12 protein-coding genes are annotated in these 16,621 nt (G+C 59.6%); 7 read left to right on the top strand and 5 right to left on the bottom strand.

What is annotated here, in order from left to right; translation table 11 throughout:
- Window positions 1–18 precede the first annotated feature (18 nt).
- On the top strand, window positions 19–651 hold the full coding sequence (locus Q1A34_RS12895; RefSeq protein ID WP_300034587.1) for a TetR/AcrR family transcriptional regulator: 633 nt from the start codon (window positions 19–21) through the stop codon (window positions 649–651).
- Window positions 652–712: 61 nt separating this feature from the next.
- Here Q1A34_RS12895 and Q1A34_RS12890 read toward each other — a convergent pair whose 3' ends face one another.
- A complete protein-coding gene (locus Q1A34_RS12890; protein WP_300034584.1) occupies window positions 713–1,498 on the bottom strand; it encodes a GntR family transcriptional regulator in 786 nt (261 codons plus the stop codon).
- Window positions 1,499–1,620: 122 nt separating this feature from the next.
- Between Q1A34_RS12890 and Q1A34_RS12885 the strand changes: the two genes are divergently transcribed.
- Both Q1A34_RS12885 and Q1A34_RS12880 read left to right on the top strand, forming a co-directional pair.
- Window positions 1,621–3,057, top strand: coding sequence for an NAD-dependent succinate-semialdehyde dehydrogenase (locus Q1A34_RS12885; protein WP_300034581.1), 1,437 nt, complete (start codon window positions 1,621–1,623; stop codon window positions 3,055–3,057).
- A gap of 80 nt (window positions 3,058–3,137) precedes the next feature.
- Window positions 3,138–5,462, top strand: a complete 2,325-nt coding sequence (locus Q1A34_RS12880) for a DUF3604 domain-containing protein (protein ID WP_300034577.1) — start codon at window positions 3,138–3,140, stop codon at window positions 5,460–5,462.
- A gap of 10 nt (window positions 5,463–5,472) precedes the next feature.
- Here Q1A34_RS12880 and Q1A34_RS12875 read toward each other — a convergent pair whose 3' ends face one another.
- The 3 genes from Q1A34_RS12875 to Q1A34_RS12865 all read right to left on the bottom strand — a co-directional run bounded on the left by Q1A34_RS12875 (window position 5,473) and on the right by Q1A34_RS12865 (window position 8,994).
- The gene (locus Q1A34_RS12875) at window positions 5,473–6,783 is read right to left on the bottom strand and encodes an O-antigen ligase domain-containing protein (protein ID WP_300034575.1); all 1,311 of its coding nucleotides are present in this window, start codon (window positions 6,781–6,783) and stop codon (window positions 5,473–5,475) included.
- Window positions 6,780–8,261, bottom strand: coding sequence for a hypothetical protein (locus Q1A34_RS12870; RefSeq protein ID WP_300034572.1), 1,482 nt, complete (start codon window positions 8,259–8,261; stop codon window positions 6,780–6,782). The genes Q1A34_RS12875 and Q1A34_RS12870 overlap by 4 nt, the downstream gene beginning before the upstream one ends.
- Window positions 8,262–8,379: 118 nt before the next feature.
- Window positions 8,380–8,994 carry a response regulator transcription factor gene (locus Q1A34_RS12865; protein WP_300034569.1) on the bottom strand — a complete coding sequence of 205 codons (615 nt, stop codon included), beginning with the start codon at window positions 8,992–8,994 and terminating at the stop codon, window positions 8,380–8,382.
- 257 nt (window positions 8,995–9,251) lie between these two features.
- On the opposite strand from Q1A34_RS12865, the gene Q1A34_RS12860 reads away from it, so the two are divergent.
- The 3 genes from Q1A34_RS12860 to Q1A34_RS12850 all read left to right on the top strand — a co-directional run bounded on the left by Q1A34_RS12860 (window position 9,252) and on the right by Q1A34_RS12850 (window position 13,955).
- Window positions 9,252–10,637 (top strand): WecB/TagA/CpsF family glycosyltransferase, encoded by a 1,386-nt coding sequence (locus tag Q1A34_RS12860; protein ID WP_300034566.1) that lies wholly within the window; start codon window positions 9,252–9,254, stop codon window positions 10,635–10,637.
- Between the two features lie 210 nt (window positions 10,638–10,847).
- On the top strand, window positions 10,848–11,354 hold the full coding sequence (locus tag Q1A34_RS12855) for a molybdopterin-dependent oxidoreductase (RefSeq protein ID WP_300034563.1): 507 nt from the start codon (window positions 10,848–10,850) through the stop codon (window positions 11,352–11,354).
- Between the two features lie 33 nt (window positions 11,355–11,387).
- Window positions 11,388–13,955 (top strand): PAS domain-containing hybrid sensor histidine kinase/response regulator, encoded by a 2,568-nt coding sequence (locus Q1A34_RS12850; RefSeq protein WP_300034560.1) that lies wholly within the window; start codon window positions 11,388–11,390, stop codon window positions 13,953–13,955.
- A gap of 3 nt (window positions 13,956–13,958) precedes the next feature.
- On the opposite strand, the gene Q1A34_RS12845 is transcribed toward Q1A34_RS12850, so the two are convergent.
- Window positions 13,959–15,161, bottom strand: a complete 1,203-nt coding sequence (locus Q1A34_RS12845) for a polysaccharide biosynthesis/export family protein (RefSeq protein WP_300034556.1) — start codon at window positions 15,159–15,161, stop codon at window positions 13,959–13,961.
- 227 nt (window positions 15,162–15,388) lie between these two features.
- Here Q1A34_RS12845 and Q1A34_RS12840 point away from each other — a divergent pair, with 227 nt between their 5' ends.
- The gene (locus Q1A34_RS12840) at window positions 15,389–16,621 is read left to right on the top strand and encodes an oligosaccharide flippase family protein (protein ID WP_300034553.1); all 1,233 of its coding nucleotides are present in this window, start codon (window positions 15,389–15,391) and stop codon (window positions 16,619–16,621) included.

Genomic DNA, 16,621 nt, shown 5'->3' with positions numbered 1-16,621 from the left:
GGCCAACGGGGATATCAAATGTCCGGACTGCGCGAAAAACAGAAGGCCGACCGAAGAGGGCGCATTCTCGGGGCGGCGGTGCGGATGTTTCGCGCAAGCGAGTACCGGTCTGTCCGGATCGAGGACATCGCCCGCGAAGCCGGAGTATCAGTCGGCACAGTCTATAATTATTACCAGACCAAGGGCGATATTCTGATCGCTGTTGTCGCGATGGAAGTGGAAGAGGTGCTGGAGGCAGGCAGCCTTATCGTCCATGACCCGCCCGGGGACGCGGCCAGAGCCATTCTGGCACTGGTTTTCAGCTACTATGATCATTCGCTCGAATACCTGTCCAAAGAGATGTGGCGCACGGCCATGGCCCTGTCGATCGAAGCGCCGGGCACGCGCAACGGGCAGCTTTATAACGCGCTTGACCGTCGGCTGGCAGCACAGGTGACGGGCCTTGTCGAAAAACTCCAGCACCGGGGGGACATCGCCGAACATCATGACAGCAGGGCGCTCGGGGCGCTGCTGTTCAACAATCTCAATCAGAACTTTATCGATTTCGTCAAAGATGACAGCATGTCACTGGAAAGGCTCTGTGAAACGGTGGCGGCGCAGACGGAACCACTGGTGCGTCTCATGGCGCCAGTGAGCGCTGCAAGGAGTTAATTTCGACATAGCGTCTCTCAGCAAAGCCCCCCGTTTGCCGTTATGGGCCGGTAACAACTTTTCAACGGGCGGGGCGGACTTCACGGAATTCCATCGGATCGGCATCTGCGGGAACATGAATTTCGTGAAACCACAAAGGTTTGTCCCGCGCCGAATACCCACGGATATGGCACAGCAGCCCGCGCGCCGCAGAGGGCAGCCCAAGCCGCAGACAGACCGCATCCGGGACTGTTGTACAGGTGATCCGGTTTGTCAGATACCCGGTGGACAGTCCGAAATCCCGGCGCAGCACGGCATGCAGATGCACGCCTTCCAGATCAGCCGGCGCGCGGTCGCCCATCCCGGTGCACAGGCTGTCCGGGACGTAAAAACTGCTCAGAACGCGAAAACGCCCATCCACATCAATTTCCCTTTCTATGCGGACGTAGCACGGATCATCAGGCAGAAACCGGCTCCACGGGTCGCCCGGCGCAACCCGGCTGAGGTCTGTGACGCGGCTGAAGGCCGGAAACACCCGGTCGGTCATGGGATCAACAAACCGAAACTGCCAGAGATCAAAAATCTCTGTGGATTTTGCGGCAATCACTGTCCCGCGTCCCGCGCGCCGGTCAACCACGCCCAGTTCTGCAAGATTGCGCAGGGCTTTCTGGATTGTCCCCAGCGAAAAGGGGAGGGACCGGGCAAGTTCTGATTCCGTGGGCAGCCTGTCGCCGGGTTTCAGGATGTTGTCTTCAGCAAGTTGCAGCACCGCCTCAGACAGTTGCCGGTACTTGGCCTGCTGACCATGCAGCGCTCTGTGCGCATCAAGCCTGTTGTTGATCTGTTGCAGTATCGTGGCCGTGGGCATGTCGGTGATCCTGAATGTGTCAGTTACTATATAGTAACTGTACAGATATCGTTTTTACTATGTATAAATGGACCGTCAGGTGATTGCGGATGATCCCTGCAGGCAAAACGGGGATTTTTAACATGGACACCTGCAAACTGTTCATCGCCGGAGACTGGTGCAACGGAAGTGCCGGGGAAACCATCGCTGTGATCAACCCGGCAACGGGCGAGGCGGTCGCCCAGGCGGCCTGTGCCACAAAGGATGACCTCGACCGGGCACTTGCGGCAGCTGACACCGGGTTTCGGGTCTGGTCGCGGACATCGCCGTGGGAGCGCGCGCAGGTGCTCAACCGGTGTGCTGCACTGATTGCCGAGCGTATGTCGGATTTGGCCGTTCTGATGACCAGAGAACAGGGCAAGCCGCTGGCAGAATCCATGGGAGAGCTGGACCGGACGGTTGATGTTTTCCAGTGGTGTGCAGGAGAGGCAATCCGCACCTACGGACGGCTTTTGCCCCAGCGTGGCCGCGGGTTTCGTCAGACAACCATCAAGGAACCGGTCGGACCGGTTGCTGCCTTTGCGCCCTGGAATTTCCCTGGCGTCATGTTCGGGCGCAAGGTTGCTGCGGCTCTGGGGGCGGGGTGTTCGCTGATCATCAAGCCCTCTGAGGAATCGCCTTCGGTATCGGCGGGTATCGTGCGGGCCTGCCAGGACGCGGGCGTTCCGGATGGTGTGCTCAATATGGTGATGGGCGATCCGGCGATGATCTCGGAACATCTGATAAGGTCACCGGTCATCGCCAAGGTGTCGCTGACAGGCTCAGTTGCGGTGGGGCGGCAGCTCAGCGCACTGGCCGGTGAGATGCTGAAGCCTGCGACGATGGAGTTGGGCGGCCACGCGCCTGTTCTGGTCTTTGCGGATGCTGATCCGGAAAAGGCTGCAGATATGACCGCCGCGTTCAAGTATCGCAATGCCGGGCAGGTCTGTCTGGGTGTCAGCCGTATCTATGTGCACGAGCAGGGTTTCGACAGGTTCCTCGCCCGGTTTCAGGAGAGGGTTGCCGCGCTGAAGGTCGGCAACGGCATGGACGATGGTGTGACCATGGGGCCGCTGGCCAATGCGCGCGGTGTGGCGGGAATGGAAAAGATCATGGATGATCTTTCTGCCCGGGGCGCGCGGATTTTGTCCGGTGGGCACGCCATCGGGAACAGGGGGCATTTCTGGGCACCGACCGTTGTCACGGATCTCGATCATGACAGCCGGATCATGACACAGGAGCCTTTCGGGCCCATAGCGCCTGTCGTGCCGTTTTCTGACTATGACGAGGCCGTCGCACGGGCCAACGGGCTCAGCTACGGGCTCGCGGCCTATGCTTTTACGCGGTCACTGGATGTAGCGACCAACATCGCCGATGATCTGGAAGCCGGATGGATCGGCATCAACAATTTTTCGCCAGCGCTGGCCGAAGCACCGTTCGGTGGCGTGAAAGACAGCGGATTTGGCTATGAAGGGGGCCCTGAGGGTTTTGACGCCTACTGCCGAACAAGATTTATCAGTCAGTGCAATATGGACGACTGAGCCCGCCTGCCGGAAAATGCGAAACCCGGCCAGGCGCAACAGGCCCGACAACAGCGGCCCCGTGCCAGAAAGGTAATCACATGTCCGACACTCTGCCGCAGATGACCCCGCCTGTGATCAACAACGGCGCATTGCGCAACCCCATTGCGCCGGATCTGCTGGGTACTGCGGTTCTGGACAAAACGGGCGCATTTGAGGCGGGCAGCTATCAGAGTTTCACGCTGACCTACACCGCGGGACGGTTCGGTATTGATGACAGCGGCAGCCTGCGTGTGGCGTTTCGCTTTGCCACAGACCAGACCAACCCGCAGTTCGACAACCCGTCTGCCGCAGGCTTCACCGAGGTTGTCGCCTCGAACAATGCGGTGCTGCAGGCCCGGTTTGACCCCAAGGGGAACATCCGCCCCTGGGACAGGACCCTGCAGGTCAAAGTGGTCAAAGGGTTCATGAAGGAAGGCGACACCATCACCATCCGGTTCGGCGTTACCGACCATGGTGGTCCGGGCATGCGCCTGCAGACGTTTTGCGAAAGCCGCTTCGAATTCCGCGTACTGGTTGACCCGATTGCGACCTATAATTTTCAGACCCTGCCGGAACAGCCCGCTATCTCGATTGTACCCGGCGCACCAGAAACATGGGTTGCCGTTGTGCCGTCGACCTGTGTTGTAGGCGAACCCTTTACCCTGAAGATCAAGGCAGAGGACAGATGGGGCAACCCGACGGACAAAGCCAATGCAAAACTGGTGGCAAAACCGGATCAGCCTCTGGACGGGTTGCCTGCAGTGATCGACATCGCCAGCGGTCAGTTTGCAACGGAAATCTCCGGGCTGGTGGCAAAGGCGGTGGGGCCGCTTGAAATCGGGCTCTGTACCCAAGACGGTCAACTGCTGACACTGTGCAATCCTGCCCGCGTGGTGGCATCTGCAGAGCTGCGCAGCTACTGGGGCGATCTGCACGGCCAGTCGGACGAGACGCTGGGCACAAACAGCGCTGCGGACTATTTTGCCTTTGGCCGGGACCGGGCGTTTCTGGATGCCTGCGCCCATCAGGGCAACGATTTCCAGATGACCGACACCTTCTGGAAAGACCTGAACGCTGTGACCGCGCATTTCGACGAGCCGGGGCGGTTTGTAACGCTGCCCGGGTATGAGTGGTCGGGCAATACGGCACTTGGCGGTGACAGAAACGTGTTTTTCCCTGTGGAGGGGCGCACAATGCGCCGGTCATCCCATGCGCTGATCGAGGATCAGAGCGATGCGGGTACAGATTGTCACACGGCGGCGGAATTGTTTGAGGCTTTTGCCGATCAGGGCGAATGGGATGTGATCTGTTTCGCGCATTGTGGCGGGCGGTATGCTGACATTACGCTGGCCCATGACGGCAGGTTTGAAAAGTCAGTGGAGGTGCATTCCGCGTGGGGCACCTTTGAATGGATCGTGCAGGATGCATTCAAAAGCGGGTACCGCGTTGGCATCATCGGCAATTCAGATGGCCACAAGGGCCGGCCCGGTGCCAGTTATCCCGGTGCGGGCTGGTTTGGCGCAGTGGGCGGGCTCACCTGCTTTCTGATGCCCGAACTGACCCGGGGCGGTCTTATCGAATGCATCAACCGCCGGCATCATTACGCGACCAGCGGCGGGCCCAGCGGACGGATCCGTATGGAGCTGGCGGCGGCCTTTGATCAGCCCGCAACGCTGTATCTGGACGATCCTGCGCTGGTGGCGGATGCGCGGCACGCAGCATGCACCAGCGCGATGATGGGCGATATTGTTCATCTGCCCGATGGGGATGTGGAGCTGAGGCTGGAGGTGTCTGCCGCTTCACCGGTGCGCAGGATCGATATCTTCAACGGGCTTAGGCATCTTGAGTGCATTCGCCCCTTTGCAGACCTGCCGCCGGGCGACAGGATTGGCGTATTGTGGGAAGGAGCCGAGTACCGCGGGCGGTTCCGCGCGGTGCCCTGGGACGGTACCGCCAGTTTCGACGCGGCCAGGATCCGCGCCGCGACACCGGTCAATTTTTTTAACCGGGACAAGGTCCTGGAGCAGAAAGGCGCATCGGCTCTGGCGTGGCAGTCCGTGACGACGGGCAATCTGGCGGGCTTTATTGCTTCACTGGAGGACAGCAGGTCTGGCAGCATCGATATCCGTACCGATCTGATCAGTGAGACGGTCGCGCTGGCAGACATCGGGTATGAGGACATTGTTCTGGATGCCTCTGACATTCTGCCGCGTGGTATCCGTCTCTTCCGTCTGCCGGACGAAAATCCGCATAAAACCGTGTCTCTGAACCGGACGCTTCGGCCGCAGCGGGGCGAGGACAATCCCTTTTACGTACGGGTCACACTCGAGGATGGCACGCAGGCCTGGTCCAGTCCGGTTTACGTCTTATGCTCTGTCGGTTGACAGCGCCGGATCACGTGGCCTCCAACTTTGGGGCGGGTGTCGGGGTGGCGCAGCGTCTGCGGCTGTCCATTTCGCGGATGTGGCACCCGAGTAGGATCAGCGCAGGCCACATCAGATAGGCTTCGATTTCGATGTTCTCGCCAAAGGACAGCAACAGAAATGTCATCATGATGCCCAGTGGCAGCCGCCCCTGAGGCGACCTGACTGTGTCGGTCAGCACCATGGTGAAGTGGACAACAAAGGGCACAAGAAATCCGAAAAAACCAACAAGCCCTTTGACAAAGAGCAGCGCATACCACGTGTGATGGCTGCCGATGGGCATGTATTCCACCAGATGCGGCCCGGGCTGTACCGTTCCATGCCCGAACCAGACGGCATCTGTCTGCCAGCGTTCCCAGGCGATGCGCTGCAGGGTTTCGCGCACCCGCGTGCTGTCAGCACGGGCGCCGCGAAAGTTCTCAATGCCTGCTTTGCCCAGCTCCAGTGCAAAGGCGCCCCAAACCGCCAGACTGGCCACCAACGCAGAGAAGGCGATCCACGCCCAGGTCCGGGCTACCAGCGGCAAAAGGCGCGGGCCCATTGTGCAGGCCACAAGTCCGACAAGGCCCATCCTGGATTTGGAGGCAAGGATCATCAGAACCCCGGCAAAGAGCCCGGCCAGCATCCAGCCCCGGTGGCGCTCTTCCAATGCAAACAGGACAGTGAGAATGCCCAGGATCGCAGCAAAGGGTGACCAGGGCGCATAAAACTGCCAGCGCGCGGTCCAGCTCGCCGGATCAAAGGTATAGAGATAGACGGTAAAGTATTCAGGGCCCGGTCCGCCCACGGCTTTCAGTGGTGAAGTGAAAATACGCTCGGGCAGGCCGACGTACGGTGCAGCCAGCAGGACCGGGGCGATGATCAGCGTGCTCAAAGCCAGAATACACTGCGCTCTGATCAGGATTTCGCGCCGGACCGGCAGTACCGCACCCGCCAGAGGGAAGAGCGCCAGAAGTGCCCAGCCCTTGGCCCATCCCACGGAGGATTTGATGCTCTTTTTGAGCCCCAGCCCCCAGTCCAGGTGTCCGGCCCAGAGCGCAACGAGCAGCACAGCCATGCCTGCAAACCATAACCAGATGATCCAGGGCACAGGCCCGGAAGCGCGCAGATCTGACCGGATCGCCGGACCCAGATAGACAGACAGGGCAGCGATTGCACCGAGCACCCAGGCCAGCACCGGGCCCACCAAATAGAGTGCACCGAGGGCATAAAAACCCCATGTCCAGATCAGCGTGTGCCAGATGATCTTTTCGGCCGGGTTTGCGGGTGAAACCCGCGTCATTCCACAGCCCTTTTCGGTGCAACGATAAGCTTAGAAATCAGAGGCTGACGCAGCCATGCCAGAAGGAGGCCCATCATCAACAGGAAGGTTGCCGCGGCACCCGCGACAAGCGAGAGTTTGCGACGCGGCGAGGAGGGATCTGTGGGCAGGGAAGGATCCTCAAGGACCTGCACCAGGGGATAGGATGCATAGACGTCTGTTTTGGAGGATTCCGAACGCGCGATCGCGGAGGCAAAAACGGCCTCGGCAACGGCGAAATCGCGTTGGCGATCCTCCAGTTCTGCGGCGGCTTCTGACAATGCACTCAGGTGCGCGCCATCGGTTTGTGCTCTTTGCTTCAGTGTCTCAGCTCTTTGCGTCAGCCCGGCGAGCTGCGCGTTTTCGCGCACCAGTTCCGCAAGCAATGCGGCGCGCTCGCCCGCAGGTGCCCTGTCCAGACCGGCAAGAAGTTCCGGCGCGAGGCCTGTGACGGTCGACGCGCGCGCAAGAGCAGCATCACGTGCACCCTCAAACGCTTCCTGAGCACTGATATAGTTGGGGTGACGCCTGCCATATCCCGCACCTGCCTGTGCGAGTGTCGCTGAATGCGTGGCTACATCATCAAGCAGAGACAGATACTGGCTGTCTGCAAAAAGTTTGAGGGTCAGTGCGGCTGTCTCCGGCGGCAGACCGAGCGCACCCTGTAATGCTGCGACTTTTTGCATCTGGTCGTCCGCCTGGGCTTCGAGGTGCCGGATCTGCTCTTTGAGACGATCATTGGCGGCGACCTTTTCTGCATATTGTTCTGCGGTCAGAAGGCCGCTGCGCCTTTGCAGCTCGTTGATCGCCCCGCGGATCTCGCTCACAGACCGGGTGTATTCTTCGATCGCGCCCTGACTGCCGTTTTCGCGTGTCCGGATTTCATCAGCACGCAGGGCATCGATCTCTTTAAAAAACGCACGGATAATGGCGTCGCCATAGATCTGTGCCTGGGCCGGTGTCGCACCCTTCAGTTCGAGGTGTATGAGGCTGGTCTGATCTACCAGCGTCACGCGTGGTTTTCCCAGTGCTTTGGTGGTGATGTCCAGATCTGCAGCGGCCGCTTCAAGGATCCTGTCCGCGCCGATCAGGCGTTTGTAGGTTTCTGTCGGGCTGACGGAGCCATTGGAAAAAGCGGAATTGGCGTAGGAAGATGCCTGTCCGATGTTGCTGAGGTTTACAGAGGCCGATGCTCCGGACCCGGGCAGGATCAGCGATGCATGAGACGTGTATTGCAGGGGCGCTGTGGTCAGATACCCCGCAATTGGAGCCCAGAGACAGCTTGCGCCGAAAAGAAAAACCGCAACATAGCGGGGCAGACGGCCTGCATCTGACAAACGTCCGCCGCACAGCACACGTCTCCAGCCAAGGCTGGAAAGTGGCCGTCTGGAGACGCTCAGCCAACTGAGGCTGCGCGCACTGCCGTCGTTTTGGTTAGTGGGGGAAACTGATCCGAACATAACATACCTCTTAATCTGAAGAGGTCATACGATGTGCCATGCAGTGTGTCTTTTGCGCCAACGGATACCCGGCGGGGCAAGGGTAGCCCGTACTACCCGAAAGGATAGTGCCCGGTGTTCAGAACAGACCAGCCTCGCGGGCCGTCATGGCCGCCTGTGTCCGGTTGCTTGCACCGACTTTGCGGTAAAGCGTTTTGACATGCAGTTTGACTGTGGGTTCTGACAAGTCGAGGTCGCGGGCTATTTCCTTATTCGATTTGCCTTCGGTCAGTCCTTTGAGAACCTGCAGTTCGCGCTGTGTCAGCTTTTGCGCGAGCGGGTGATCGTTTTCTTTTTCAGCGGCGGCCATAAAGCCCGCGGGCAGATACTGCTCGCCCATGGCCATGAAACGGATCGCGTTGACCAGTGACTTTGCGGGCAGGGTCTTGGGCACGAAACCGGCGGCTCCCGCCTCCAGTGCCCGCTCGGCAATGTCGCGGGACGCTTCACCGGTAAGCAGTGCAACATGTGCTGCACCATCCAGCGTCAGGGCGGTCTTAAGTCCTTCCAGACCGTTCATACCGGGCATGTTGAGGTCCAGCAGCACCAGATCAAAAGGCGGCTGCTCCTCGATAAGGCTTTTTGCCTGGTGAAAGTCAGGCGCGGTCACGACCTCAACGTCGCCTGCCGCCTGCACATAGGCGACAATAGTATCCAGGACCAACCCATGGTCGTCGGCAATCAGTACTCTCACACTAAGTCTCCTGCAGCGAATCGTGCTCTACTGATACGGGTATATCTCTTCGTGACTAACCAAAAAATACGGGCAATCGGACAGGTTTTTCTACCCGTTCGGGTAAACTGGCACCTGACCGTACTGTTCCGCGACCGGCAGGAGAGGTCAAATCCACCACAAGCGCCGCGACCTGTCCGTCCGCCCGTCTGTCGCGGTGAGCGGCGATGTTTCATCTGTGGCAGCAGATTTGACATTGCCACAAACGGAGCATCGCCATGCACTACCAACCGTCTCACAGCCTTTTCCCAGGGTCACTGCCTGTTGCCGGACAGACGCTGCCGGTTCAGGAAGTTATGGGGCTTCCTCTCGTCGATGCAGAACCGCTGAAAGCCGCACAGCACCTGCTGGCCGGCGGTCGGGCCACAGTGGCCTTTGTGAACGCACATTGCGCCAACGTACGGGCGAAACACCGGGGCTATGCCGCCTCTCTGGGGCGGACAGACTACATTCTTCCGGACGGCGTCGGTGTTGATATGGCTGCAGGAATGCGGGGCAAAAAACTGACCGCAAACCTCAATGGCACCGACTTTATCCCACTCTTGCTCCGCGAGGCTGCCCGGCTGGGGAGATCGGTGTTTCTCATCGGGGGCACGCCAGGTACGGCAGCTGCGGCAGCTGCGCGGCTCTGTATGGACCTGCCTGGTCTGCGCATAGCCGGAACGCGCGATGGATATAACGATGCCCACCCGGCAGCAGATGCCGTGGCAGAGATCAATGAAACCGCCGCAGATATCGTGCTGGTTGCCATGGGGGTTCCCCGGCAGGAAATCTGGATTGACCGGAACCGCGCCCTGATCAATGCGGATCTTGTGGTTGGTGTCGGGGCTCTGTTTGACTTTCTGGCGGGTAACGTGCGCCGGGCACCTGTCTTTGTGCGCCGGGCGCGCCTTGAATGGGCATGGCGGCTGGCAATCGAACCGCGGCGGCTGGCTCAGCGCTATCTTATTGGAAACGGTGCTTTCCTTTGTCGTGCGGCGCTGCATGCTGCGCGCGTATCCGACCGGAACGTGGTCACAAAACGCGCTGTCGACATTGCTGTATCTGCTTCCGCGCTGATCTGTCTGGCATTGCCGCTGCTGCTGTTGGCGGCGGTTATCCGAATTGAAACACGCGGCCCTGCTTTCTTTCGGCAGACACGCATCGGGCGTGATGGCAAACCGTTTCAGATTCTCAAATTCCGCTCCATGCACACCAATGCGGAAACGGCGCGGGCGGCATTGCTTGCGGCTTCCGACCGCGAAGGCATCTGCTTTAAGGCGCAGAGCGACCCGCGCGTAACACGGGTCGGCCGGTTGCTGCGTCGCACCTCGATGGATGAGCTGCCGCAGCTGATCAACGTGCTGCGCGGAGATATGTCCATTGTCGGCCCGCGTCCTTCGCTGCCCGAGGAAGTAGCAGCCTTTCCCGAACGCGCAAAAGGGCGTCTGCGGGCGAAACCTGGTATCACCGGTGTCTGGCAGGTGTCCGGGCGCGCAAACATCGGGTTTGAGAAAATGGTCGACATGGATCTGGCCTATGTCCGGTCGCAGTCGACCCTTCTCGACATTGTGCTGATGGGGCTGACGCTCCGGGCGGTCCTGTCCGGGCGCGGGGCTTACTGAAGGCGCAAGGCCTGATGCCGGCGGCACGTTGTTCGGAACAGGCCACCAGTCGCAGGAATGCCAGGCATAGCTGAAAACAATGGAAAAACAGCGGATGACTGCGGGCTGAACGGCAACCTATCCGAAAGGATAGGCTGCTATCCACATGCCTGATTGTGACGCCGGTGACGTGCCGTGCATAAGGACTGCAGGGAATCATTGGAGGACGCGATGCGTCGTATCACAGGAATATTTGCCGGTATTATGCTGGCCTGGTCCGGGCTCGTTGCTGCGGAACACCTCGATATGCCACAGGGGGATCCGGTTCTGATTGTGACTGGCAAAATCAGTCACACAAACGTCGATGACACAGCCCGTTTTGATAGAGAAATGCTGTCTGCGCTTCCAGCCGGGACATACAAAACCAGCACGATCTGGACAGAAGGTGAGAACACGTTTGTCGGTGTGCCGCTGGCAGTACTTCTTGAAGCCGTGGGGGCGGAGGCGCAGACTGTTCTGGCCACCGCAATAAATGACTATACCGTCGAGATACCGGTAAGCTCGATCACCCCGCAGGCACCGATTATCGCATATCTGCTGAACGATGCGCCAATGTCGCGCCGGCAAAAGGGGCCGCTCTGGATCGTTTATCCGTATGACAGCGATCCGGAATTCCGCTCGGAAGTGGTCTATTCCCGCAGTATCTGGCAACTCGACAGGCTCGAAATGGTCGAATAGCCTGGGCGTCAGGCATTATTCAGGGGCAGTAATGTGAACCTCAGCAAACTGCGCAGTCCGCGTCAAAGCCGGTGGGTCGTATGGCTCATCGGCTTTGGGCTTTTCGCGTTCCTAGTAGTAACAATTGCTCTGGGACGACAGGTCGTCGAGGATCTGGAACAACAGCGTTCCGCCAGCTCGGATAATGTGCAGTGGACGCTGACCCAGGTAGAGGTTGAATACCTCTCTTTTCTCAACGCGCTGGAGCATTTCGGACATACGGAGCCGCGTTCCGGAACAGAAGAAGGCGATATTGACCTGCCCCGGTTGCGCAGGCAGTTCGACATTTTTTACAGCCGGGTCGACACCCTGAAAAGCGCGCGGCTGTTTGCGGATCTGCGTGAAAAACCAGAGTTTGCAATGCCCCTCGCCGTTGTCTCGAACCTGTTGGACGAGACCGCCCGGCAGATGGATGGCGACGACAGGGAACTCGAACGACAGACAGATGACATCTGGAGAAGGGCACTGGCAATAAGAAGCGAGGTCCGCAGTCTTTCAGTGGCGGGGCTGGACTTTTTCGCCCGGCAGTCAGACGCACGCCGAATGGACACGGCCCGCACGCTGAGCCGACTTGCGGCGTTCTCGGGCGCTTTGCTCCTTTCCCTGACCGGAGTGAGTATCTGGCTGCTGTTTGTAAACCGCAAAATCCGCCGCAGCAGTGCCGAGACGGCGCAGGTCAACGCGCGGATGAACACTGTGCTGGCGACATCTCTGGACGCCGTCATTGTAGTGAACATCGATGGGCAGATTATCCATTTCAACCCGGCCGCCGAGAGTATTTTCGGCTATGCCCAACCCGATGTGCTGGGCAAATCCATCGGTGATCTGATCGTTCCTCCGCATCTGCGCGATGCGCACGACACTGGTATGGAACGCATGCAGAAAAAGGGCGAAAAACATGTGGTCGGCAAGGGCCGGGTTCAGCTGGAAGCCATGCGCGCCGGTGGCGAGGTTTTTCCGGTCGAGCTGGCACTGCAGTCAGCGACAGATGACGGAAACGAAATCATCATCGGTTTTATCCGGGACATTTCGCGCCAGGTCGCTGATGAGCAGGAGCTCATTTCGGCGCGGGACAGGGCCCTGGCGGGCAAAAAGGCCAAGGACGAATTCCTGACCGTTATGAGCCATGAGATCCGGACACCGCTGAACGGGATTCTCGGCAACCTTTCCCTGCTGGGCGACACACGCCTTTCAACGGACCAGAAACAGTTCACCCGGAACATGGAAATATCCGGCGAAGTGCTTCTTAACCATGTGAATTCAGTGCTGGATATCGCGCGTTTTGAGGCAGGCAAGCTGAGTGTGCTGCGCGACACAGTCAATCTGGGCGAGCTGGTTCAGGAAATCGTGGACAGTCAAAGCGGCAGCGCGGCGGAACGGGGCAACGTGATCGAATGGCAGTGGATCGGCGAAGCGCAGCCCTGGGTGGTCGCGGATGGTCAGAAACTGCGTCAGATTCTGCTGAACCTTGTGGGCAATGCCATCAAGTTTACTCATCAGGGCCGGGTTTCTGTGGAGGTGGAGGTTTCCGGCCGGGTTGAAATCACAGATGTGCCGGTCACGGAATTTCGTATCATTGATACCGGTGTTGGCATTGCCGCGGCAGATACAGAGACAGTGTTTGAGGATTTTCACACCATGGACCCGTCTATCGGGCGCGTCGCCGGGGGCACAGGCCTGGGGCTGGGTATTGCGAAACGCCTGACCAAGGCGCTGGGCGGTGACATTGGCGTAGAAAGTGAACCGGGTGAAGGCAGTGTGTTCTGGGTGCGTCTGCCCTTGCCGCCTTCGGCGCCGGAGAAAATCTGGCAACCTGTGAACGATACGTCCGCGCAGAGCAGATCGCTTGACCTGTTGGTTGTTGAGGACAACGAAATCAACCTGCTTGTGATATCCCGCATGCTGGAAAAAGACGGACACAAAGTGACGGTGGCAACTGATGGGAAATCCGGCGTCGATGCCGCAGATGCTCACAGATATGACGCCATTCTTATGGATATCAGTATGCCGGTAATGGATGGTCTGACAGCCACGCGGCACATACGCGGCGGGACGGGGCGGTCCGCCGATGTCCCGATTGTAGCGGTCTCTGCCAATGTGCTGGCCGATGCCGTCGAAAAGTTTTCCGATGCTGGCATGAATGCCTTTGTCGGCAAACCGATTTCAGTTGCTGCTCTGCGCCGGGCGCTTGCCGAAGTGACCGGCTCCGGCGCGCAGGTAACATCCGGTCACCCTGGTGACGGTACGCTGGAAGAGATGCGTACGGATCTGGGCGAAGAGGCCTTTGCCGGGTTGCTGACCCGCTTCGCGGATGAAACAGATCGCCTGATCGGGCGGTTGAAAACTGCGGCCTGGCAGCACGGCGATCAGAGCAGCCTGAAAATGGAATGCCACCGGATTGCCGGGAGTGCAGCGCTTTTTGGCATGCCGGAACTGCGCGATGTTCTGATCGATGCCGAGGTCGCGGTTGAACACCAGGCGCACGACCGGCTTGAGGTTCTGGCTCATCGGGCGCGGGGTGTCTGGGCAACGTCCCGCAGAAAGTTACCCGACATTTCATAGTGCTCACTGAGCAATCAGCAGGCCCGTGCCGACAATCCCCAGGACGCGGCCGATTTCGGCGATACCGGTGACGGTGCTGTCATAGCAGGCCACGGCGTCTCCGGGCAGTACATAGGGGTCAAAGTCGTCCCTGTCTCCGCGGCGCAACAGATCCTCGATGTCACGCTCGATCACCACGGACACGCCTGTGATGGGATTGCGCGAAAAGAGCACCGCGCTGCGGTTGGCATTCGTTGTTTTCGCTCCGCCGACACAGTTACTGTCAACGACTGCCTGCATGAAACGTGTGCCATAGGGCATCTGGCGGACTTCGCGGCCAATGGCCGAGACCGCATTACCTGCAGCGGGTTGGGTCAGGTTGGACAAAAAGAGAGACACGCCGGGCGGGCTGATCGGGCCAGGGCGCATCAGATCATCCTGAAAACAATGGCGGCTTTTCACGACGATCTCATCGCCGCTGAGCATCATGATATCGGTCGGGTCGGTGCCGTCGAACACGCCGCGCAGATCCATCCGGTAGACGCGGCCGGCTCTGTGCAGTTCGACCGACGAAAGATCAGCATCGGGACGCACACCACCTGCCGCACGCAGCGCCGCAGCCAGGTTGCGCCCCTCGGTTGAGGCGCCGAGCGCGTTCTGACGGCCCGCATCCAGAGCGTCGCCGGTGATGCCACCAATCTCGACCGCATGCGGCTCAAAAACCGCGCCTTTCACACCAACCACTACAGAGGCAAAATCCGTGATGCGCACTGTCAGTCTGGGCGGGCGGTTGTAGAACTCGGCAGATACAAGTGCCGCACTCAGAATGCGCTCCACGTCGACGGCGGTGCGTCCCTGTGCCGGAACCGCGCCCAGGTAGGGCAGCTTGAGCGTCCCGTCACGCGACACAACAAAGGTTCCGCTGAGGGCGTTATCGCCGTCGATGGTGACCTGAACCATATCGTTGCGCGACAGCTTTTCTCCCAGCAAAGGATTCAGTGTCGGGCTCGACCACTTGGCCGGGATCACATCGAGGCTTCCGCCGGCCTCTGGCAGACACGTGCTTTCGTTGATCATGCTTGATTGCAGAAATTCCATCGAGTTGCGGGCAACAACCGGTTCTCTGTACTGGGACTGATACCCTTTGCCACTTTCGACAGGTTCAATGTTGTCGGGGGTGCGCATGCTTGTACATGCTGAAACTGTAGCGGCCGCGGCCAGGCTCATAACGCTGTTTTTCAAAAATCCGGTCATCTTTAACGTACTCCATTGGTGTGCCCCGGAGATACACGGCAGGTCCGTTTTTCAGAATACTGTCATCGGGATGATCGGATCATCCAAACGGATAGGCTGCTGCCCGAACGGCCCTCTTTTGTGTCCGGGAGCGCGCAGGACAGTGAAAACTGCCTCCGTTAGAAGCAGTGCAGGTTTCAGGTTAACGATCGGACAGGGTAATGGCGGGTATCTTCGCAACAACGGTTTTCGCAGGGCAGTTGCTGTCCTATGCGGCCTCTGAAGCAGCAGGCAAGGCAACAAGACTGCTTGTGGTTGTCGTGATTGCCCGCACGATGGATCCTGCCGTGATCGGTGTTGCCGCTGCAGCACTGGCTGCGGGCGACATCCTCAAGGCTCTGACGGAAAATGGCGTCGGGCAGCGCATCATAGCTTCCCCACCGGACGAGTTGGACCAGCGCTGCAACACCGCACGGCGGATATTTACCTGGTGGTGCGGGGGGCTGTTTCTGCTGCAATCAGCGATAGCGGTAGTGCTGGCCGCCTGCGGCCTTGAAGTGCTGGCAATGCTGCTGGGATTACTGGCTCTGGAGTATCTGTTCATGCCAGCGGGTCTGGTCCAGGCGGCTCTGGCGATGCGCGAGGGCAAATTGCGGCAGACGGCAGCAATTGCCGGGGCCCAGGTCGCAGGGGCCAACATTGCCACGGTTCTTCTGGCGCTGATCTGGCCCTCTCCCCTGGCGCTCGTGCTGCCGCGTATCGTCGCGGCCCCCGTTTGGCTTGTACTGATGCGCCGTCTGCGGCCCTGGACCGCGTGTCAGAGTGCCGGGCAGGCGCCACTGCGGCCGTTCTGGACCTATGGGCTGATGGTGCTGGGTGTCGAAGTCGTCAAAGTGCTGCGGCTGCAGGCGGACAAACTCATCGTAGGTGCAATGCTGGGTGCCGAAAGCCTTGGGATTTATTTCATGGCTTTCAATGCGGGACTGGGGCTTGCAACCTCATTCACACAGGCGTTTTCCGTCGTTCTCTTTCCGCATCTTTGCGCCGCTGACGACCGCTGTGCTGCGCTGAAAGACGGTCTGGGGATCACACTTGCCGTCCTGACGCCGGTTGTTGTGGCCCAGGCCGCACTGGCGCCTTGGTATGTCCCGCTTCTGCTGGGCGACGGGTGGCGCGAATTCTCGCATGTAGTCTCGATTTTATGCCTTGCGGCCCTTCCTGCCGTGATCTGGTCCGCGGTCGCGGGCTGGCTGCGGTCCGGTGGGCGGCCTGGCGATGAACTGGCGGTCAGCGTTCTGCTGGCCCTCGGCCTGATGATCAACACGGCACTTCTGGCACCGCACGGTCTGACGGCCGTTGCCACCGGTTACCTGATCACATCGGCAATCATCATGCTGGGTGCGGCCTTTTATCATTTTCCGCTGCGCCTGGCGCACCTTCAAGGGAGAGGCTGA

The sequence above is a fragment of the uncultured Roseobacter sp. genome (assembly GCF_947491795.1).
Taxonomy (GTDB): Bacteria; Pseudomonadota; Alphaproteobacteria; order Rhodobacterales; family Rhodobacteraceae; genus Roseobacter.
This window is presented reverse-complemented; position numbering and strand designations above follow the sequence as displayed.